This is a genomic window from Pseudalkalibacillus decolorationis, from assembly GCF_024609785.1.
Lineage (GTDB): Bacteria > Bacillota > Bacilli > Bacillales > Fictibacillaceae > Pseudalkalibacillus > Pseudalkalibacillus decolorationis.
Genome location: NZ_JANHJQ010000037.1, coordinates 19,450 through 37,388, shown reverse-complemented (window position 1 = coordinate 37,388; position 17,939 = coordinate 19,450). Strand labels below are relative to the sequence as shown.

Below are 17,939 nucleotides of genomic sequence, written 5' to 3'. Positions count from 1 at the left end.
AAAATACGAGCGCAACTCAGAAAATACGAGCGCAACTCAGAAAATACGAGCGCAACTCAGAAAATACGAGCGCAACTCAGAAAATACGAGCGCAACTCAGAAAATACGAGCGCAACTCAGAAAATACGAGCGCAACTCAGAAAATACGAGCGCAACTCAGAAAATACCGCAAGCTTAAAATAAAAAGGAGGAATCCAGGATGCAGCAAACCGAAACGAAAGATTTACTTGTGAATATTGAAGGTTCTGTTATGAATCTAACATTAAACCGACCCAATTCATTAAATGCTTTCAGTTCAGATATGATTGCAGATCTTAAGGCAGCAATCGAAACCGCAAAGCATGATAAGAATATCCGGGTGGTTACGATCTCTGGTTCTGGGCGTTCATTCAGTGCTGGAGGTGATGTGAAGACAATGGGGAAGAATGAGCCATTGGATGTCTATGAGCATATCGGAAAACTCAATGAACTTATTTTATCGATGCGTGACCTTGAAAAACCAATTATTGCTGCCGTACATGGCTTTGCAGCTGGGGCTGGATTTAACCTTGCTTTAGCTTGTGACATCATTTTAGCAGCAGAAGAAAGTAAGTTTGTATTAAGCTTTTCAAAGGTCGGATTGATCTCCGATGGAGGCGGCTTATATTTCCTTCCAAGATTAGTAGGTACGCATCGTGCTAAAGAGTTATTGTTTAATGCAGAGCCGATTGATGTCAAGGAGGCTCACTCACTTGGGATTGTCAATCAAGTTTATCCCGTGGAAAGGTTTGAAGAAAACGTAACTGCTTATGCTGTAAAGTTAGCATCAGGCCCATCCAAAGCTTTTGGTTTTATAAAAAAAATCACCGATCAATCTCTTGTCTCTAGTTTAGAGGAAATTCTTGAACTAGAAAGAATTACACAAGCGACCGTAGTTACTACCGACGATCACCGAGAAGGTGTTGAAGCGTTCAAGGAGAAACGCCAACCTAATTTTCAAGGAAAATAGGAACCATGGTTCATGCATCAGGAGGAAATATAGTTAGAATTAACGGAATATTATGAAACTATATGATAGCGTTTACAAGAGGAAAGGAGGAAATGGATGAGTCTACATCCTCAAGGATTCAATTGTTAAAAATACTCGTAAAAAGGAGAGCTAATATGCAAAAGCGCCATTTTGAGCACTGGCCAAAGGTAACCAAATCGATCACATTTCCTGAAACTTCCTTGTTCGACAATCTTAAAGTTTCTGCCAGTCGTTACCCGGAACATGAAGCGATCCATTATTATGGGAACTCCATTCCATATCATCAACTTGAGGAAGAGGTTGAAGTAATTGCTGGTTACTTGCAGCAAGTTTTAGGAGTATCTAAAGGAGAAAAAGTATTGTTGTTCATGCAAAACTCTCCCCAGTTTGTCACCGCTTATTATGCGATTTTAAGAGCTGACGCAGTCGTGGTTCCTATAAACCCGATGTTGACGGCAAATGAGTTGGAATTTTATGTGAAGGATTGTGAAATGAAAAACGGCATAATAGGACAAGAGCTTTACGATAAGGTTCAGCCTTTATTAGAAACATCTCTTAAGAACCTTGTCATTGCTGCTTATTCTGATTATGTAGGTGACTTCGACGGTGATTTACCGAAGGAAGTAGCTGCCCCGCGCCATTCATTCGACAGTCCTAATCACTATCTTTGGGGGAAGACAATAGAAGCAGGTTATAAGCCAGAAGAACTTACAAGCGCTGTAGATGATCTTGTTGTTCTTCCCTATACTTCAGGGACAACTGGGCTTCCGAAAGGATGTATGCATACGAACCGGACAGTCCAGGCAAATACGATCGGAGCATACCATTGGTCTCGATCCACAACCAATTCGAAAAGTCTTATGACGTTACCGTTGTTTCATGTAACAGGTATGGTACACAGCATGCATATGCCGATTTTCAGCGGTAGTACCATGGTGATCATGACAAGATGGAACCGTGAAACTGCTTTGCAATTAATCAAAGAACAACAATGCACCCACTGGGTAACGATAAGTACGATGCTTATTGATTTCCTTGCTAACCCAACTGTAAGAGAAGATGACCTCACTTCATTAATTGCCATTTCAGGAGGAGGGGCCGCGTTTCCGCAAGCTATTGGAGAAAAGCTCTTTAAATTAACCGGATTACGATTTGTTGAAGGTTATGGTCTTTCAGAAACGATTGCTCAAACCCACTTTAATCCTCCAGATCGACCAAAGTTACAATGTTTAGGGATTCCTTCGTTTGATGTGGATGCCCGAATTATTGATCCGGTAACACACAAAGAAGTTGGAAAAGAAGAAATTGGAGAAATTGTCGTAAATGGACCTCAAGTGATGGTTGGTTATTATAACAGGGATGACGAAAACAAAAGTTCCTTTATCGAACTTGATGGGAGGTCCTTTTTTAGAACAGGTGATATAGCTCGATTTGATGAAGAAGGCTATTTCTTCATTGTCGATCGTGTCAAACGAATGATCAATGCTTCAGGATTTAAGGTTTGGCCAACGGAAGTCGAATCCTATTTATATAACCATCCAGCCATCCAGCAAGCATGTGTTGTGGGAATCCCTGATCTTCGTAAGGGGGAAAGCGTGAAAGCATTTGTCATTTTAAACGATGAATTTAAAGGTAAAGTAACAGAGAACGAAATTATCGAATGGTCTAAACAAAACATGGCTGCCTATAAATACCCACGTGTTGTCGAATTCAAAAGTGAATTTCCAACTACGAGCAGTGGTAAAATCTTGTGGCGGAAGCTCCAAGAAGAGGAAAGGGAGAAAGTAGCAGGGCTATTCAATTAAATGTTAAGAAATTGAATGAACCATTGTGCAGAAAATTGTTTGACAAATCATTAACTAACCGGTTAGTTAGTCAATTGAAGAATTAAAGTAAATCTAATTTAACTCCTATGTGCTTATGAATGAAAACGTTGAAGGGGGAGTATGAATGGAACTTTTAGTACAACAACTTTTTAATGGATTAACTGTTGGGAGTGTTTACAGCCTTGTAGCCTTAGGCTTAACACTCGTGTATGGGATTTTGCATATTCCTAACTTTGCCCACGGGGCATTGTATATGCTCGGTGGCTATGTAACCTTAACGATGATGTTATTATGGGGACTTAATTATTGGCTGGCCATCGTTATTTCGATTCTTGTCATAGGCCTTCTTGGAGTATTAATGGAGAGGTTGGTTTTCCATCCTTTAAGGAAGGCACCCCCTATTCATGACAAAATCGCCGCGATTGGAATATTACTGTTTCTTGAAGCTTTGGCTCAACTAATTTGGGGGGCTGATTATCGTACAATGAGTACTCCCTATGGACAGGTTATAAATATATTCGGCATCACGTTTACCATGCAGAGAATCCTTATTAATGTAGGAGCCATTTTCGTCATGGTTATGTTGTACCTTTTTTTGAAAAAGACGTTCGTAGGTTCAGCAATTATCGCTATGTCTCAAAATCGAGAAGGGGCTCACTTAGTAGGAATCAATACGAATAAAGTCGCTATGCTAACATTTATGATCTCCGGTGGTTTGGCTGCAATCGCTGCTTCCCTTTCAGCACCTATTAATCTCGTTTTCCCAGGAATGGGACATCTTGTCGTGCTTAAAGCCTTTGTCATCATTATTCTTGGCGGAATGGGAAGTATCCCTGGAGCAATCGTTGGTGGTTATATTCTCGGTTTTACTGAGAGTCTTGGTGCAACTTATATATCAAACGATTATAAGGATCTCATTGCCTTTCTGCTACTCGTCATCATCTTATCGATAAAGCCTCAAGGGTTGTTTGCTAAGGGGGGGCACTAATGCAGGCGTTTTTGAATCAAAAAACTATTACTGCAGCCTTCATTTTGTTGGCAGTGGCCTTTCCAATACTAACGCAAAACAACTACTTTATTTATATCGTAACTTTATCGTTTATATGGATGATTGGTGTTTACGGGTTGAATTTGTTAGCGGGATATACAGGATATCTATCTCTTGCTCATGCAGGCTTTTTTGCGGTCGGTGCCTATTCTTTAGGAATACTGACTGTCAAAGCTGGAATCAATTATTGGGCTGCTCTCGTTTTGGCCTGTTTGATTACAAGTTTCATAGGTTTATTGATAGGTTTAATTGCGTTAAGAACGAAAGAACACTTCTTTGCGATTTATACACTATGTGTGGGGTACATTCTCTATCTAGTTATCTACAATTGGGAAAGCATAACTGGAGGTGTACGTGGTTTGATTGGGATACCTGCCCCTTCCAATATCGGTCCAATTTCCTTCCAGAATCCTCTTTCACAATATTATCTCGTTTTGTTTTTCCTTCTATTTACCATTCTTATGATGTATCGGATTGTTCACTCACTTTCTGGCAGAACATTCATTGCGATTCGAAACAGTGAAGAACTAGCTCAAACGATCGGTATTTCAACAATGAAAAATAAGTTGGTCGTCTTGGTCCTTTCCACGTTTTTCGCAGGTTTAGCAGGTGCCTTATATGCCTCTTTCATAAGGTTTATCGGCCCAGACATTGGTTACATCACCATTACCTTCGATTTATTGATGTATCTGTTAGTCGGAGGAATCGGAACACTTGCAGGTCCTATTGTAGGAACACTACTGCTTGTCTGGGTTTCACAATATCTACAGTTTTTGCAGGATTATCGGATGCTCATTTTTGGCCCATTATTAACACTGATCATCATTTTTTATCCTAGAGGAATTGTAGGAGCCATTTATAGCTGGAAGATGAAATTGGGGAAAAAAGCAAAGCGCACTTCAGATCGCGGGAAATCATCAGGGCATGATAAGGGAACTGGTTCGATGGCTGAAAAAAAGGTTGAGGAGGGATAAGGTTGTTCTTAGAGACCAAACATTTGACTAAACAATTTGGGGGATTAGTTGCCGTAAACAATGTTGACTTTTCCATTGAGAAGGGAAAGATCAACGCAATAATCGGCCCGAATGGGGCAGGTAAATCAACTTTTTTTAACATAATCAGTGGTCTTCATCCCTCTAGTTCAGGGCAAGTCATTTTTAAAGGTAAGGATATCACTAAGCTTCCTTCTAATAAAATTGCAAAACTTGGAGTGGCACGAACTTTCCAGACTACGCATTTATTTGAGCAATCTACTGTTTTGGATAACGTTATTGTTGGACACAGATTACGTACGAAATCAAATTTATTAGATGCAGTGCTAAGGACGAAACGATTTTGGACCGAAGAGCAAAAATGTAGAGAAAAAGCAATTGAAGTATTAGATTTTGTCGGTTTAACTCATGCTGCTCATAAAATGGCGGACAGTATTACTCAAGAGGAAAAGAAACGTGTTGCTTTTGCACTTGCATTAGCAACGGATCCAGAGGTCGTTTTTCTGGATGAACCTGCCGCCGGAATCAATCCCGATGAAACGGAAGGCTTAGCGCTATTAATGGAAAAGATGGTTCAGAAAGGCATTACAGTTTGCTTAATCGAGCACAAAATGCAAATGATCATGAAAATCTCCGATAAAATCATGGTCCTCAACCACGGAGAAAAAATTGCAGAAGGAACACCAGAAGAAATCATGGGCAACCAAACGGTTATTGAGGCCTATTTAGGAGGGAGTGTCAGTGCTTAAAGTTACAGGTTTGACCGTTAAATATGGCAGCTTTTCAGCAATTGAAGATGTGGATATTGAAATTGGAAAAGGTGAAATTGTCGTATTACTAGGTTCAAATGGAGCTGGAAAAAGTACTACCTTCAGAGCAATCAGTGGGCTCAGTAAACCTAGTAAGGGGAAAATTAATTTTGAGGGGAGTCTGATAGGTGGTAAATCCCCTGATCGGATTGTGCAATCTGGAATTGTCCAATGTGCAGAAGGTCGGAAACTATTTCCTCAAATGACCGTTTATGAAAATTTAATAATGGGGGCCTATGTTCATAGAAGAAAGAAAACTCAAATCAAACAAGCAGTAGAAGATGTCTATGAACTTTTTCCGATTTTACAAGAAAAGAAACATGATACTGCGGGCTCTTTAAGTGGTGGACAACAGCAAATGTTAGCAATTGGAAGGTCTTTAATGTCGCACCCAAAACTTATTCTGTTAGATGAGCCTTCCATCGGTTTGGCCCCGTTAATTGTTGAGCAAATGTTTGATGTCATTCAAAAGATCAATAAAGATGGCACTACGATTCTTTTGGCCGAGCAAAATGCGAATGCAGCATTGAAAATTGCCGATAGAGGTTATGTTTTTGAAAGCGGATCGATTGTAGTACAGGGGACATCTGAAGAATTGTATGCAAATGATGCTGTTAGGAAGGCCTATATCGGGGCTTAGAAGATAGATTAGAAAACGATTAATGAGGAGGAGTTTCAAAATGAGAAGGTTTCGTTTATCGACTTTAATGATCGTATTATCTTTTATTTTTGTTCTCGCTGGCTGTGTAGAAAATCCTTCAACAAATCAAGGCTCAGAGGAAGGAGAAACAAAGGCCGAGGTTGAGAAAGGAGAAAAGGTTGTAAACATCGGCTATAGTGGCCCATTAAGCGGACCAGCTGCATTCTACGGAGAACGAACTTTAAATGGAATAAAATTAGCAGTAGAAGAAATTAATAACAATGGTGGTTTCGATGTCAACGATCAAACGTACAAAATTAATCTCGTCTCCTTGGATGATAAATATTTACCTAATGAAACGGCTGCCAATGCAAAAAGGCTGCTTCAGGAACATAACACCCCTATCATTTTCACTCCACATAGCGGTGGGGTTCAAGCGATGCAGGTGTTTAATGAAAAGGAAAACTTCTTAATCGGTGCCTATACGAGTGAACCTAGTATAACGGAAACCGGAAACTCCCTTACTGTTCGAATCCCTCCTCGATATGATGGGTATATGGAACCTTTCACTAAATATCAGATGGAACGTTTTGGAAAGAAGCTTGCTGCTCTTCCAACTTCAACACAGTATGGTAAAGATTGGACGGAAATGTTGTTACCGCATTGGAAAGAAAATGGTGGTGAAGTGGTCCACGAATCTTCAATTGATTTTGCGAAGGATACTGATTTCTTCACAATGATCACAAATGCATTAAAAGAAAAACCAGATGTATTATTCATTGGTGGTCCATCTGAACCCACAGCAAAAGTAGCGAAACAAGCAAGAGAGTTAGGGTTTGAAGGTGGATTTATCATCATGGATCAGGCGAAGCTGGATGAGATGAAGAAAGTAACCGGTTCTTATGATGTATTAGAGGGTGCCATTGGAGTCATGCCATTAGTAAACGCGGATTACCCTGGTACTCCACAATTCGTTGAAAACTACCGTGAAAAATATGGAGAAGATCCTGGTTCCGAAGCAGGGCTCAACTATATTGCGACGTATATTTTTGTTGAAGCGATGAAAGCAGCCGGAACAGTCGATGATCCAAAAGCGATTCGCTCTCACATTCAAGACGGACTAGATAATTTGCCTAAAGAGAAACAAGTATATGTCATTCCAGAGATTGGGGAAGATGGAGGTTTTAAAGCAGATTTAAGTGTTGCAGCTGTGGAAGATGGCAAGATTGTTCCAATAAAGGTTAAGGAATAAGATCCGAGATACTGAGAGCGTATTCTGAACAGACAGGTTTTTGTGTAGATAATTCTTTGCAGATTGAATTCTTGCCCTTTTCGATGGGGCACGATCAGCTTATTTATTTAAGTTGAAGTTATTTTTCTTACATTTTAGATGAAAAATCACGTGAAAAATCAGGTAAAACAAAAGGAGCGGACCCGACATCTATTTTTTATCGATGTTTTGGGTCCGTTCCCTATTAATTTACCGCTCTATAAAGGTAACAAAGAGTTAAATATTATCACAATGAGTATTAAATTCATGTTATCTATACTGTTAACAAGTAAAAAACATTTTGAGTTTTATAATCTTATATAATAACCTTGCATCTCTTCCCTCTTGAGTATGTGGATTCATTTCACGACTGAGCTGATATAAAAATTCCTCGTCACATTCACAACAAGGGCCATACATCTCATAACATTCGTCATGATCCTTACAAGCTGCATCAATTGCGTTAATTGGGACCCCTGGCCCGCTACAGCCTGGTCCTCACCAATTATAACCTGGCAAAATACAAAACTTCCATCGAGACCTCCTACAATCAGGCATTTTTAAAACCTCCCTTGAATCGTTATTCCTATTTTTAATATATGCATTCTGGAAGGAATAGATATGTTTAAATACCTAAGGGTAGAGCCCTAAAAGAGCCTTTCGATGCTTTGAACTTAGAGGATTAGGAAGTGTAGCTACTAAATTTAGACACTTTCATTTATAAGTATTAATTATAAATATATTAAATATATATATTTCATTTTATAAAAATAATCTCTTATCATTTAATATCAGTAGAAATGGTTAAACAACTAGACTATCATGCTACCTAAAATTTATTAAGGAGGAAATTATAATGATTATTGGTATACCTAGAGAAATTAAAAATAACGAAAGCCGAGTTGCTCTTACTCCAGCTGGGGTAATCTCATTTACACAAACTGGACATAGAGTATTAGTTGGGAAAGATGCTGGGGTTGGAAGTGGTTTCAATAATGAAGATTATAAAAATGCTGGTGCAGTAATCATTGAAAATGCTGCAGAAGTATGGGCTCAAGCCGAAATGGTAATGAAAGTAAAGGAGCCTCTTGAAAGCGAGTACAGCAACTTCCGTAAAGACTTAATCTTATTTACATACTTACACTTAGCCGCTGAGCCTTCTTTAGCTCAAGCCCTTAAAGATAAAGGGGTTATTGCCATTGCATATGAAACAGTAGCCGTTGGACGCACACTTCCGCTTCTTACTCCAATGAGTGAAGTTGCTGGTCGCATGGCTACACAAATCGGTGCTCAGTTCTTACAAAAAACAAACGGCGGTCAAGGGATTCTTCTTGCGGGGGTTCCTGGCGTGAATCGTGGGAAAATAACCATTATCGGCGGTGGTATCGTAGGAACAAATGCTGCGAAAATGGCCATCGGCTTAGGCGCTGACGTAACCATCATCGATTTAAGCCCTGACCGTTTACGTCAGTTAGATGATATTTTCGGAAACCAAATCAAAACGTTAATGTCCAACCCATTCAACATTGCAGAAGCAGTGAAGGAAGCAGACCTTTTGATCGGAGCGGTACTAATTCCTGGTTCAAAAGCTCCTAAGCTTGTAACAGAAGAAATGGTGAAAACTATGAAACCAGGCTCTGTTATCGTAGACGTTGCAATCGACCAAGGCGGTGTCGTTGAAACATGCGACCATGTAACAACTCACGATAACCCAACATTCGAAAAGCACGGTGTTGTTCACTACTCCGTCGCAAACATGCCTGGTGCAGTTCCAAGAACATCTACCATCGCTTTAACAAATGTAACAGTTCCTTACGCATTGCAAATTGCGAACAATGGATTATATAAATCTATCTCTGAAAATGAAGGATTAAAGCTGGGAGTAAATGTAGCAAAGGGGGAAATAACATACAAAGCTGTTGCAAAAGACCTTGGTTATGAGTACAAATTAATTGAAAAAACACTTGAAAAAGAATTAGTTGTTTTATAGTTTATGATGATTGTCAATAATCTTTATTACATCATTTATTAAAGAGTTTAAATAGAAATGATCTTCCCACACAATAGTAATAGAACTATATAAGTATTGATTTTTCAACTGTATGGATTTTATCTTATCTGTGTTGACCATTTGAACAATATCTTCAGGCATAATACTTATACCAACGTTGCTCTTGACTAAATTTATGATACTAAGCAATTCTGAAACTATACAAATCGTATGTGGGGTGAATCCTGCCAAACGACAAGCTTTTTCTAACAAAGAATAGAGTGAATGAGATCGTTCTTCATGATGATTTATGAATTTTTCATGCTTTAAGTTTTCTAACTCTACTTCCTTCTGCTTTGCTAGCTCATGGGCAGAAGAAACAATTAATTTTACAGGATGTTTTTGAAGCTCTTTAAATTTTAAACCGGATTGCAATAGGAGACTCTGGTCTTCTGGCGTTCGGATAAGTGCTATATGGCTTTTCTTTTTAAATACCAAATTTATCGCTTCAGAAGAGCTAGTTTCTTGAATTAAAAAATTTAATTCAGGAAACTTTTTGTTTGTGCTCTCTAAGACTTTAGGCAAGATAGTACTTGCAGCAGAGGGAACAGTTGCAATTTTTAAAGTAGTTATAGGGAGATTTATATTTTTTCGAATATCCTCTATTGTATACTCGATTTTTTGAAAAGAGCTTGATAATTTATTGTACAGGTATTCACCTTCTTCAGTTAATTTAACTTCCTTAGTAGTACGATGAAATAATTTAAATCCTAGTTCATTCTCTAAAGCATTAATTTGTTGGCTTAATCCAGGTTGAGAAATATTCAAATTTTTTGAAGCCTTTGTGAAATTTAAAGTCTGTGCTACTTCAATGAAATATCGAAAATGAAGTAAATTCATGATATTAACTCCTAATTTTATCTAAGTATTGGCTCTATATTAAGCACATGGGTAGTGCAAAAATATACTTGTAAAATGCATAACCGTTAATTTCGATTTATGACATTTTGCCAAATACAGTGTATCATAAAAAAGAATTAATATTCGGATTAGTGTTGACTTTCCACTTGGCTACTTAGCAGGTGATTGCCTTAGTTATACTTAACACGTTAAGAAAGCTGTCTTGATTTAATTAACTCAAAGTAAACACCCGTTATCGTTTGTATAATAAGAAACACTGAAAATGAGTATGGAAGTACGTAACCATTCTGAAATTGAATAATATCAAGCCATGTGAGAAGCCAATTTACTATTAACCCAACAATACTCCACCCAACTACGTACCAAATAAATGTTTTTTTATTAATACCCAGTGTGTCATAAAAATAGATAAAGAAATAACTAAATGGGGTGAATAAAAGATAATAGAGGAGATCAAATAACTCATATCTCTGTAAATCATTTACCTTATAAACATCCATAAGTCCTCCACCTATTGTAAAATCAAACAACATTCCACTCGATAACCCCCATAATAAACTTAAAAGTGTGATGTTACGCGGAAATCTCTTTGGGAGAAGACCTAAAACAATAAAAGCTAGTATCAGCATGATTAAAATACTAATTTCATTTTTATCGAAATTTTCCCATAGCATTATAATTCATTCACCTCACGATAGGAAAGTTTTTGAAAGAATTGATGTGAATAAAAAGCTACAAGATGAAGGATTAAAAAATAGATAGCATCAAAACCTAAATTCCAATTTTGGTAAGTTAGAATATCAAATTGGATCGATAACACCCTAAGTAAAAGCAGGATAGCGATGGATGCTACTGTAATCCAAAAAGATCGGCTCTTCATTTTGTATTTATGAATCAGGTTTAGTTGTACCACTAAAATCATCGGTGTAATTACACTTCGAGTGAGTATAAAAGCTGTGTAATTCATTGCTTCTTTTGTTACTTTAATAAGCTTCAATTCCTCAATTACAATCCAGGATACATTAATTGTTATAACAAGAATCAATAAGTAGATAAATGTACTATCTACTATGGATAACTTTTTTTTCATAACAATGAAAAGTGAAGTAATAAGAAACGCAATAAAGAAAAAAATGGAAAACCCCATAGTCAACCCCCTCTGATATGTAATTATTATTGGTTTTTTGATATAAAGATATACGGTGTATAGGAACTACGCATGGAATCAAAAATTCATGCCCGGTTTGGTACCATTTTGTTTTTTGGATTTCAAAAAAACAATTTTTAAATTAATTTTCAAACCGCTCGTTGATTTCTTTCGTTAACTTGGGTGAAACAAAAAATACGGGAGGTTTTATTGCATGAAAAAATCGAATTTGTTGTTTATGTCGTTGTTTTTGGTGATCGTTTTCACACTTTCCGCATGTTCGTCTGGAAGTGAATCGGATACGAAAGATGCGGGGGAAACCACGGGAGAAAAGAATGAGCAAAACGCCCAGAGCGACGGCGATAAGGCTCAAGAAACTGGGACAAGCCTACAGCTACTGGAAAATGGTGATGTCGGTAAGTACCTAGCAGATGCGGAAGGGATGACGCTTTATTACTTCAAAAAGGATGAAGAGGGCGTGAGCAATTGTAAAGGAGAGTGCCTCGAGAAGTGGCCAGCGTTTTATGACGAAAACTTGACCACTCCCGAAGGTTTCGACAAAAGCGATTTTGGAACGATTACTAGAGAGGACACTGGCGAAAAGCAAACAACCTACAAAGGATATCCACTTTATTACTTCTTTAAAGATGAGGCCAAGGGTGATGTCAAAGGCCAAGGTGCCAAAGAAGTCTGGTATATCGTCAACAGTGAAACAACTTTCAAATAATAACCTGCGGATTGGAGGGATTGTCAGTTCGGACAGTCCCTCTTAATTATATTATTTAATTATAAAACCGATCGACGATTACTTACGTTATTTCAAATTAAATAAAAATTCGGGAGGGTATCTCATTGAAAAAGCAAAAACTGTTTTTGGTTTCTTTCATGATTCTGGTATTTGTTTTCGTCTCTGCTTGTTCAGGAGCCAACGGGGAAATTAACAAAACATCCGGAGACAATGCGGAGGAAAAAACAGACCAAAGTGGTGATAGGGCGGGTGCGACAGAGGCTTCCAGCAAAGATACAGTTTTATCGGGTAAGAATGCAATGGTGTACGTGAATAACCGTGATGCAAATAGCATCCAGGTGATTGATCCAAACACTAATGAAGTTATAAGTACGATAGAAGTGGGGGAAAAACCTACATATAACGAAGTAGGACCAGGGGGGAAGTATGTTTATGTCGTCAATAGCAAATCTGAGGACGTTTCCATTATTGATACAAAAACGCATAAAGTGATTAAAACGATTCCGGTAGGTAAAACACCAAAAGGGGTAAATTTTACGCCAGACGGGAAGTGGGTATTTATTGTTAACGAAGGTGGACATACGGTTACCGTTATTGATGTCAAATCAATGAAAAAGGAAGCTGAAATTGAAGTCGGAGAATTCCCCCATAATGGCGTTGCCAGTCCTGATAGCAGTCAATTTTTTGTGACGAACACCGGATCGAACACTGTGTCAGTGATAGATACTTCGACACTGAAAGTAACCAAGACGATTGAAGGTGTGGAAAGAGCTCCACATAATATCAACATCACGCCGGACGGTAAAACATTGCTAGTTTCTTTAACCCAAAAGAACGCGGTTGGTGTTATTGACTTAGATAAGGGCAAGATGGTAGCGACAATTCCTGTAGGAACGGGACATCATGTTGTGGTAGTCACTCCGAACGGGGAATACGCTTACGTGGCAAATATCGGCTCTGATTTTGTTTCGGTTATAGATATTTCGGAAAGGGAAGAAATCAAACATATCAAGGTGGGGAAAGGTCCTCATGGTATTACAGTAACGCCAAACGGGGAAAAAGTCTATACAGCTGTCAGTGGAGAAAACAAAGTTGCTGTCATTGATACATCTACAAATGAAGTGATCAAAAATATTGAGACGGAAAATTTCCCATTCTTTATGAGTACGATAGAAGGCTATGAAATGAAAGGCTCAGACAAGAAACAAACGGCTACCAAGGATTCTCATAATTATCACAAAACGAAGGATGAGAACAAAAATGAGTCAGAGACCAATCAGAAAACGGTTATTACTGAATCGTCGCTTTTGGAAAAGGGACAAAAATATACCTATACTTTTAAGGAAGAAGGAACATATGAAGTTTACTGCGATCCACATCCCTTTATGAAAATGACTGTAATCGTGAATCCTGAACCAAAGGAACAGAAGGATTATGAAGTTAAAATAGAGAATTATAGTTTTAAGCCTGAGACGATGAACGTTTCAGCCGGTTCCACTGTAACCTGGATTAATTCAGACAATGTTCAGCACAGTATTGTCTTAAATAAATAATGTATTTTTCGCATCTATTTACAACCGAGATTGTTTTCTCATTTTTTCAAAGCAGGGGAGAAGATTGTCATCCTCTTTACCCATTGAACATTACAACCATGCAGGAACTGTCGATTGAAGATAGTTCCTTTCCCTATGTGGAGTCAAACTCGTTTACAATCTCTGAATCCTGTGATAATTTTGAAAACAGATATCGCCAGGGGAAGGGGACGGTGCTATGAAGGACAAATCGGACCGGGAATTATTGCAATTAATCGGGGAAAACCACCGTCCGGCTTTTGAGGAGTTGTATGATCGTTATATCAAACTTGTTTACAGTGTCAGCTTAAAAGCGACGAAAGGCGACAAGGAGAAAGCGAAAGAAATTGTCCAACAGGTGTTTCTCAGAATATGGACGATGAAAAAGAATTATGACCCGGACAAAGGGAAGTTCGCCAACTGGTTGATCACGATCACCAGAAACATTTTCATTGACTACATACGGAAAGAAAAGAAGCTTGAAGAAAAGAGGCAGCTCTATACGCGTCACGAGTCCTTGAAAGTAGCGGAAGGGTTCCCTCGGCAATGTGGAAATCAGTTGCTGAACATGCAACTTGAAGAGGCGAAAAGCAATTTGTCAGAAGAACAAAGACGCTTGATTACGCTCTTATATTGGGAAGGTTATTCGTTAAAAGAAATTGCCGCGATGGAAAATGAACCGGTTGGGACGATTAAAAGCCGGCTACATCAATCGTTGAAACGGCTGCGGCAGAATCTCGGGACAGAAGGAGGGGTGTGGGATGAACAAGGAATGTGAGCATTTGGCGGCATATGTCGCGTTTGAATTGTCACAAGAAGAATACAATCGATTTGAACATCATTTATCACAGTGCAAAGCATGCTCTTCTGAGTTAAAGGAGCTTCAGGATGCATGGTTTGCTCTCCCTTACGATGCAGAAGAAGCCGATGTCCCCCCCGACTTAAAATCCGAAGTGATGAACTATGTTTTTACTGAAAAAAGTACAGAAGTTTCCGCGGAGAGAGGGTTTATAACTACGCTTTTAAAATGGAAATGTGCAATAAAACCACATTTCACACCGTTGGCTTCAACGATTGTCGTTCTTCTATTCATCACAGTTGCCGGATTGATTTATCAAAATTTGCAATTAAACCAGGTGCTGTCAGATATAGAAGAGTCTGCGTCATCGCCTGTTAAAATCACTAGGACACTTGCATTGCAATCAGCAACTCCTTCAAGTAACGCACAAGGCTATGCAGCTGTCATCGAGACTGAATACGGACGCGAGTTGATCGTCCATTTGAATCAGTTGCCGAAGATACAAGGAGAACAAGCTTATCAGGTTTGGCTGCTCAACGATGGAAAGCGAAAAAACGCTGGAACATTTCGTCCTGCTCCGAATGGAAAAGGGGTAATTACGTACCGATTGCCGGATACGGACTTTTCCTTTGAGAATATCGGTATAACGTTGGAACCAGACGACCGTGGCACAAAACCGCGTGGGAAAAAAGTGGTTGGGACCTCATAGTGACACATGAAAATCTTTTTGTAGAAAAACCCGTTAGGAACAAGTCACTAACGGGTTTTTTGCACGTTAAGAAAGTATAAAAATACTTTCTATAGTACACCACCATTTCACTGATCCTTATTTTCATTTTTGTTTTGTACAGCATAAAACTCGTCAATAGCACGAATCCAATTCTTTCGGGCAATACTTGCAGCTTGCTCTTTATTTTTATTTTCAAATGCCTGTAAAATAGCTTCATGTTCCTGTATTGAATCATCAGTAAGAATAATTGATTGATGAAAATATAAGCGGAAAATATGCCCCTGGAGGTTTGAAATTGAATTGGAGATATACTGGTTCTGGGCATTCTCAACGATAATATTATGGAACTGTCCATCCTGCTTTAAAGCTGAATAAGAATCGCCTTTTTTTATGGCTTCTGCAAATCTCGTATTAATCTCACGTAACGAATCAATCGTATCTTGACTAATAACTTGTGTTGCCAGTTCTGCAGCTAAGGCTTGCAGGACACCTAACGGAGGCAAAATTTTGTTAATATCCTCTTTATTAACAGATGTGACTTGAGTTCCGACCCCTGGAAACATTTCAACAAATCCTTGAACATCGAGTAATTGCAGTGCTTCCCGAATAGGAGTCCTGCTCACTCCTATTGCTTGGGCAAGATCAGCATCATTCAGCTTTTCTTTAGGCTGAAGAGTGCCATCAATGATCCATTCTTGAATTTGAGAAAATGCACGCTTTTTTGCTGATACACGAGCGGGAGATGAAAAATTGGTAGGTATGGGCATATTTAAAAACCACCTTTTGATTTTTCATAAGTAAAATTATGATACTTACAACTGTCTTCATTTATTAGTAGAATTTTCTAGATAGCTATATTGAAAGTGTATATGGTTCTATTGAAAAATGCAATATATTACATAAAAGGACAAAAACGCGTAATATATTGCATAAACATATTACCTATGATATCTTTTGGTAAGCGATATATTACATACATATATCAGGAGATGGACTTCTAGGAGGAACATATGACTAATAAAATATCATTTTCATTTATAGTTGCAGTTGGTTTTATGTTATTCGCTTTATTCTTTGGTGCAGGAAATTTAATTTTCCCTGCAATGCTTGGTCAATCAGCAGGAACGAATACTTGGGCAGCTAATGCTGGGTTTGTCGTTACTGGAGTCGGCTTACCTTTACTTGGTGTTATTGCATTAGGAATATCAGGAAAGAGTGATTTACAATCATTAGCAAGCCGGGTGCATCCTATTTTCGGTATCATCTTTACAGTTGCTCTTTATTTATCAATTGGACCTTTGTTTGCAATCCCAAGAACAGGTACTGTTTCATTTGAAATCGGGGTCAAGCCGTTTATATCTGAAGAAAACAGTGTACTTGGTTTAATCATCTTTACCATTATCTTTTTTGGAATTACAGCGTATTTTTCATTAAAGTCCTCTAGGATCGTTGATATTGTTGGAAAGTTCTTAACTCCAATTTTATTACTTTTTATTGCAATTCTTATCATAACGGCATTTTTTAATCCTATTGGGCAATTTCAAGCGCCTACTGAAAACTATATGAATAATGCCTTCTTTAAAGGGTTCCAAGAGGGATATCTTACAATGGATGCTCTTGCAGCTTTTGTTTTTGGAATCATCGTCATCAATGCGGTAAAAGAAAAAGGTGCCTCTACTAAGAAAGAAATTATGACCGCTGTTACCAAAGCAGGATTGATAGCAGCGGCACTTATAGGAATCATTTACACGTCGCTTTCCTTTATCGGGGCTTCAAGTGTAGAAGGCCTTGGACAATTAGCTAATGGGGGAGCGGTCCTTTCAGGTGTATCGAATCATTACTTCGGTTCATATGGAGGTATTTTGCTTAGCTTGATTGTTTGTGGAGCTTGTTTAACAACAAGTATTGGACTTATCACTTCTTGTGCTTCTTATTTCTCTAAATTGTTGCCAAGTATTTCTTATAATAAATTCGTCATTATTTTCTCTGTTTTCAGTGCTGGTTTTGCTAATTTTGGATTGAATGAATTAATTGCTATCTCAGTTCCAGTTTTAGTAGCCATTTATCCATTAGCTATCTGTTTAATGGCTTTAACATTTTTACATCCACTATTTAAGGGGAAAAAAGAGGTTTATCAAGGAAGTATGTTATTGACTTTCATTGTAGCTCTATTTGACGGTTTAAACGCAGCGGGAATTACCATTGCTCCAATCAACGACCTATTCGCCACTACCCTTCCTATGTATGAAGTAGGCTTAGGCTGGATTGCACCCGCTATAGTTGGCGGGGTTTTAGGATATGTATTTGGATTGGTGACAAAAAGCAAATCTCATTCTGCTAAAGTAGAAAAGTATATTTAATAAAGAAAACTTGGCTTTGCCAAGTTTTCTTTATTGGTCAAATTGGAAAGAGCTATAAAATTGAAGTCTATTTTACGCT

General features: G+C 38.3%; 18 protein-coding genes. 14 read left to right on the top strand and 4 right to left on the bottom strand.

The features are described 5' to 3' along the window. The 9 genes from NON16_RS22745 to ald all read left to right on the top strand — a co-directional run. Positions 1 to 183: hypothetical protein (locus NON16_RS22745; protein ID WP_257351693.1), on the top strand; the 183-nt coding region annotated here is incomplete at its 5' end. Between the two features lie 16 nt (positions 184 to 199). Then, positions 200 to 988: an enoyl-CoA hydratase/isomerase family protein gene (locus tag NON16_RS22740; protein ID WP_257351692.1), complete on the top strand. Its 789-nt coding sequence runs from the start codon at positions 200 to 202 to the stop codon at positions 986 to 988. A gap of 155 nt (positions 989 to 1,143) precedes the next feature. Further along, the gene (locus tag NON16_RS22735) at positions 1,144 to 2,814 is read left to right on the top strand and encodes a long-chain fatty acid--CoA ligase (protein WP_257351691.1); all 1,671 of its coding nucleotides are present in this window, start codon (positions 1,144 to 1,146) and stop codon (positions 2,812 to 2,814) included. A gap of 145 nt (positions 2,815 to 2,959) precedes the next feature. Further along, a complete protein-coding gene (locus NON16_RS22730; protein WP_257351690.1) occupies positions 2,960 to 3,823 on the top strand; it encodes a branched-chain amino acid ABC transporter permease in 864 nt (287 codons plus the stop codon). Next, positions 3,823 to 4,857, top strand: a complete 1,035-nt coding sequence (locus tag NON16_RS22725; protein ID WP_257351689.1) for a branched-chain amino acid ABC transporter permease — start codon at positions 3,823 to 3,825, stop codon at positions 4,855 to 4,857. Before NON16_RS22730 ends, NON16_RS22725 begins: the two co-directional genes overlap by 1 nt. Before the next feature lie 2 nt (positions 4,858 to 4,859). Then, complete coding sequence (locus NON16_RS22720) at positions 4,860 to 5,624, top strand: ABC transporter ATP-binding protein (RefSeq protein WP_257351688.1); 765 nt, start codon at positions 4,860 to 4,862, stop codon at positions 5,622 to 5,624. Beyond that, positions 5,617 to 6,324, top strand: a complete 708-nt coding sequence (locus NON16_RS22715) for an ABC transporter ATP-binding protein (RefSeq protein WP_257351687.1) — start codon at positions 5,617 to 5,619, stop codon at positions 6,322 to 6,324. Before NON16_RS22720 ends, NON16_RS22715 begins: the two co-directional genes overlap by 8 nt. A gap of 40 nt (positions 6,325 to 6,364) precedes the next feature. Beyond that, on the top strand, positions 6,365 to 7,576 hold the full coding sequence (locus tag NON16_RS22710; protein ID WP_257351686.1) for an ABC transporter substrate-binding protein: 1,212 nt from the start codon (positions 6,365 to 6,367) through the stop codon (positions 7,574 to 7,576). Between the two features lie 874 nt (positions 7,577 to 8,450). After that, on the top strand, positions 8,451 to 9,584 hold the full coding sequence (gene ald, locus NON16_RS22705) for an alanine dehydrogenase (protein ID WP_257351685.1): 1,134 nt from the start codon (positions 8,451 to 8,453) through the stop codon (positions 9,582 to 9,584). On the opposite strand, the gene NON16_RS22700 is transcribed toward ald, so the two are convergent. The 3 genes from NON16_RS22700 to NON16_RS22690 all read right to left on the bottom strand — a co-directional run bounded on the left by NON16_RS22700 (position 9,579) and on the right by NON16_RS22690 (position 11,652). Continuing rightward, the gene (locus tag NON16_RS22700; protein ID WP_257351684.1) at positions 9,579 to 10,484 is read right to left on the bottom strand and encodes a LysR family transcriptional regulator; all 906 of its coding nucleotides are present in this window, start codon (positions 10,482 to 10,484) and stop codon (positions 9,579 to 9,581) included. The genes ald and NON16_RS22700 overlap by 6 nt on opposite strands. Before the next feature lie 209 nt (positions 10,485 to 10,693). Beyond that, a complete protein-coding gene (locus NON16_RS22695) occupies positions 10,694 to 11,179 on the bottom strand; it encodes a hypothetical protein (RefSeq protein WP_257351683.1) in 486 nt (161 codons plus the stop codon). Beyond that, positions 11,179 to 11,652, bottom strand: coding sequence for a hypothetical protein (locus tag NON16_RS22690; protein WP_257351682.1), 474 nt, complete (start codon positions 11,650 to 11,652; stop codon positions 11,179 to 11,181). Before NON16_RS22690 ends, NON16_RS22695 begins: the two co-directional genes overlap by 1 nt. A gap of 214 nt (positions 11,653 to 11,866) precedes the next feature. Between NON16_RS22690 and NON16_RS22685 the strand changes: the two genes are divergently transcribed. The 4 genes from NON16_RS22685 (at position 11,867) to NON16_RS22670 (ending at position 15,479) form a co-directional block, all read left to right on the top strand. Continuing rightward, positions 11,867 to 12,379 (top strand): COG4315 family predicted lipoprotein, encoded by a 513-nt coding sequence (locus NON16_RS22685; protein WP_257351681.1) that lies wholly within the window; start codon positions 11,867 to 11,869, stop codon positions 12,377 to 12,379. Between the two features lie 125 nt (positions 12,380 to 12,504). Continuing rightward, positions 12,505 to 13,953, top strand: a complete 1,449-nt coding sequence (locus tag NON16_RS22680) for a YVTN family beta-propeller repeat protein (RefSeq protein WP_257351680.1) — start codon at positions 12,505 to 12,507, stop codon at positions 13,951 to 13,953. Between the two features lie 217 nt (positions 13,954 to 14,170). After that, a complete protein-coding gene (locus NON16_RS22675) occupies positions 14,171 to 14,749 on the top strand; it encodes an RNA polymerase sigma factor (RefSeq protein ID WP_257351679.1) in 579 nt (192 codons plus the stop codon). After that, the gene (locus tag NON16_RS22670; RefSeq protein WP_257351678.1) at positions 14,733 to 15,479 is read left to right on the top strand and encodes an anti-sigma factor; all 747 of its coding nucleotides are present in this window, start codon (positions 14,733 to 14,735) and stop codon (positions 15,477 to 15,479) included. The genes NON16_RS22675 and NON16_RS22670 overlap by 17 nt, the downstream gene beginning before the upstream one ends. 107 nt (positions 15,480 to 15,586) lie before the next feature. Here the strand turns inward: NON16_RS22670 and NON16_RS22665 are convergent, their stop codons facing one another. Further along, positions 15,587 to 16,267 carry a GntR family transcriptional regulator gene (locus NON16_RS22665; RefSeq protein WP_257351677.1) on the bottom strand — a complete coding sequence of 227 codons (681 nt, stop codon included), beginning with the start codon at positions 16,265 to 16,267 and terminating at the stop codon, positions 15,587 to 15,589. Positions 16,268 to 16,510: 243 nt separating this feature from the next. On the opposite strand from NON16_RS22665, the gene brnQ reads away from it, so the two are divergent. Then, on the top strand, positions 16,511 to 17,860 hold the full coding sequence (gene brnQ / locus NON16_RS22660; protein WP_257351676.1) for a branched-chain amino acid transport system II carrier protein: 1,350 nt from the start codon (positions 16,511 to 16,513) through the stop codon (positions 17,858 to 17,860). Positions 17,861 to 17,939 lie beyond the last annotated feature (79 nt).

Bases quoted from the DNA above. Each gene is read 5' to 3' on its own strand.
- NON16_RS22730 (WP_257351690.1), top strand. From the start codon at position 2,960: ATGGAACTTTTAGTACAACAACTTTTTAATGGATTAACTGTTGGGAGT.
- NON16_RS22675 (WP_257351679.1), top strand. From the start codon at position 14,171: ATGAAGGACAAATCGGACCGGGAATTATTGCAATTAATCGGGGAAAAC.
- NON16_RS22725 (WP_257351689.1), top strand. From the start codon at position 3,823: ATGCAGGCGTTTTTGAATCAAAAAACTATTACTGCAGCCTTCATTTTG.
- NON16_RS22700 (WP_257351684.1), bottom strand. From the start codon at position 10,484: ATGAATTTACTTCATTTTCGATATTTCATTGAAGTAGCACAGACTTTA.
- ald (WP_257351685.1), top strand. From the start codon at position 8,451: ATGATTATTGGTATACCTAGAGAAATTAAAAATAACGAAAGCCGAGTT.
- brnQ (WP_257351676.1), top strand. From the start codon at position 16,511: ATGACTAATAAAATATCATTTTCATTTATAGTTGCAGTTGGTTTTATG.
- NON16_RS22695 (WP_257351683.1), bottom strand. From the start codon at position 11,179: ATGCTATGGGAAAATTTCGATAAAAATGAAATTAGTATTTTAATCATG.
- NON16_RS22665 (WP_257351677.1), bottom strand. From the start codon at position 16,267: ATGCCCATACCTACCAATTTTTCATCTCCCGCTCGTGTATCAGCAAAA.
- NON16_RS22685 (WP_257351681.1), top strand. From the start codon at position 11,867: ATGAAAAAATCGAATTTGTTGTTTATGTCGTTGTTTTTGGTGATCGTT.
- NON16_RS22670 (WP_257351678.1), top strand. From the start codon at position 14,733: ATGAACAAGGAATGTGAGCATTTGGCGGCATATGTCGCGTTTGAATTG.
- NON16_RS22710 (WP_257351686.1), top strand. From the start codon at position 6,365: ATGAGAAGGTTTCGTTTATCGACTTTAATGATCGTATTATCTTTTATT.
- NON16_RS22735 (WP_257351691.1), top strand. From the start codon at position 1,144: ATGCAAAAGCGCCATTTTGAGCACTGGCCAAAGGTAACCAAATCGATC.
- NON16_RS22690 (WP_257351682.1), bottom strand. From the start codon at position 11,652: ATGGGGTTTTCCATTTTTTTCTTTATTGCGTTTCTTATTACTTCACTT.
- NON16_RS22740 (WP_257351692.1), top strand. From the start codon at position 200: ATGCAGCAAACCGAAACGAAAGATTTACTTGTGAATATTGAAGGTTCT.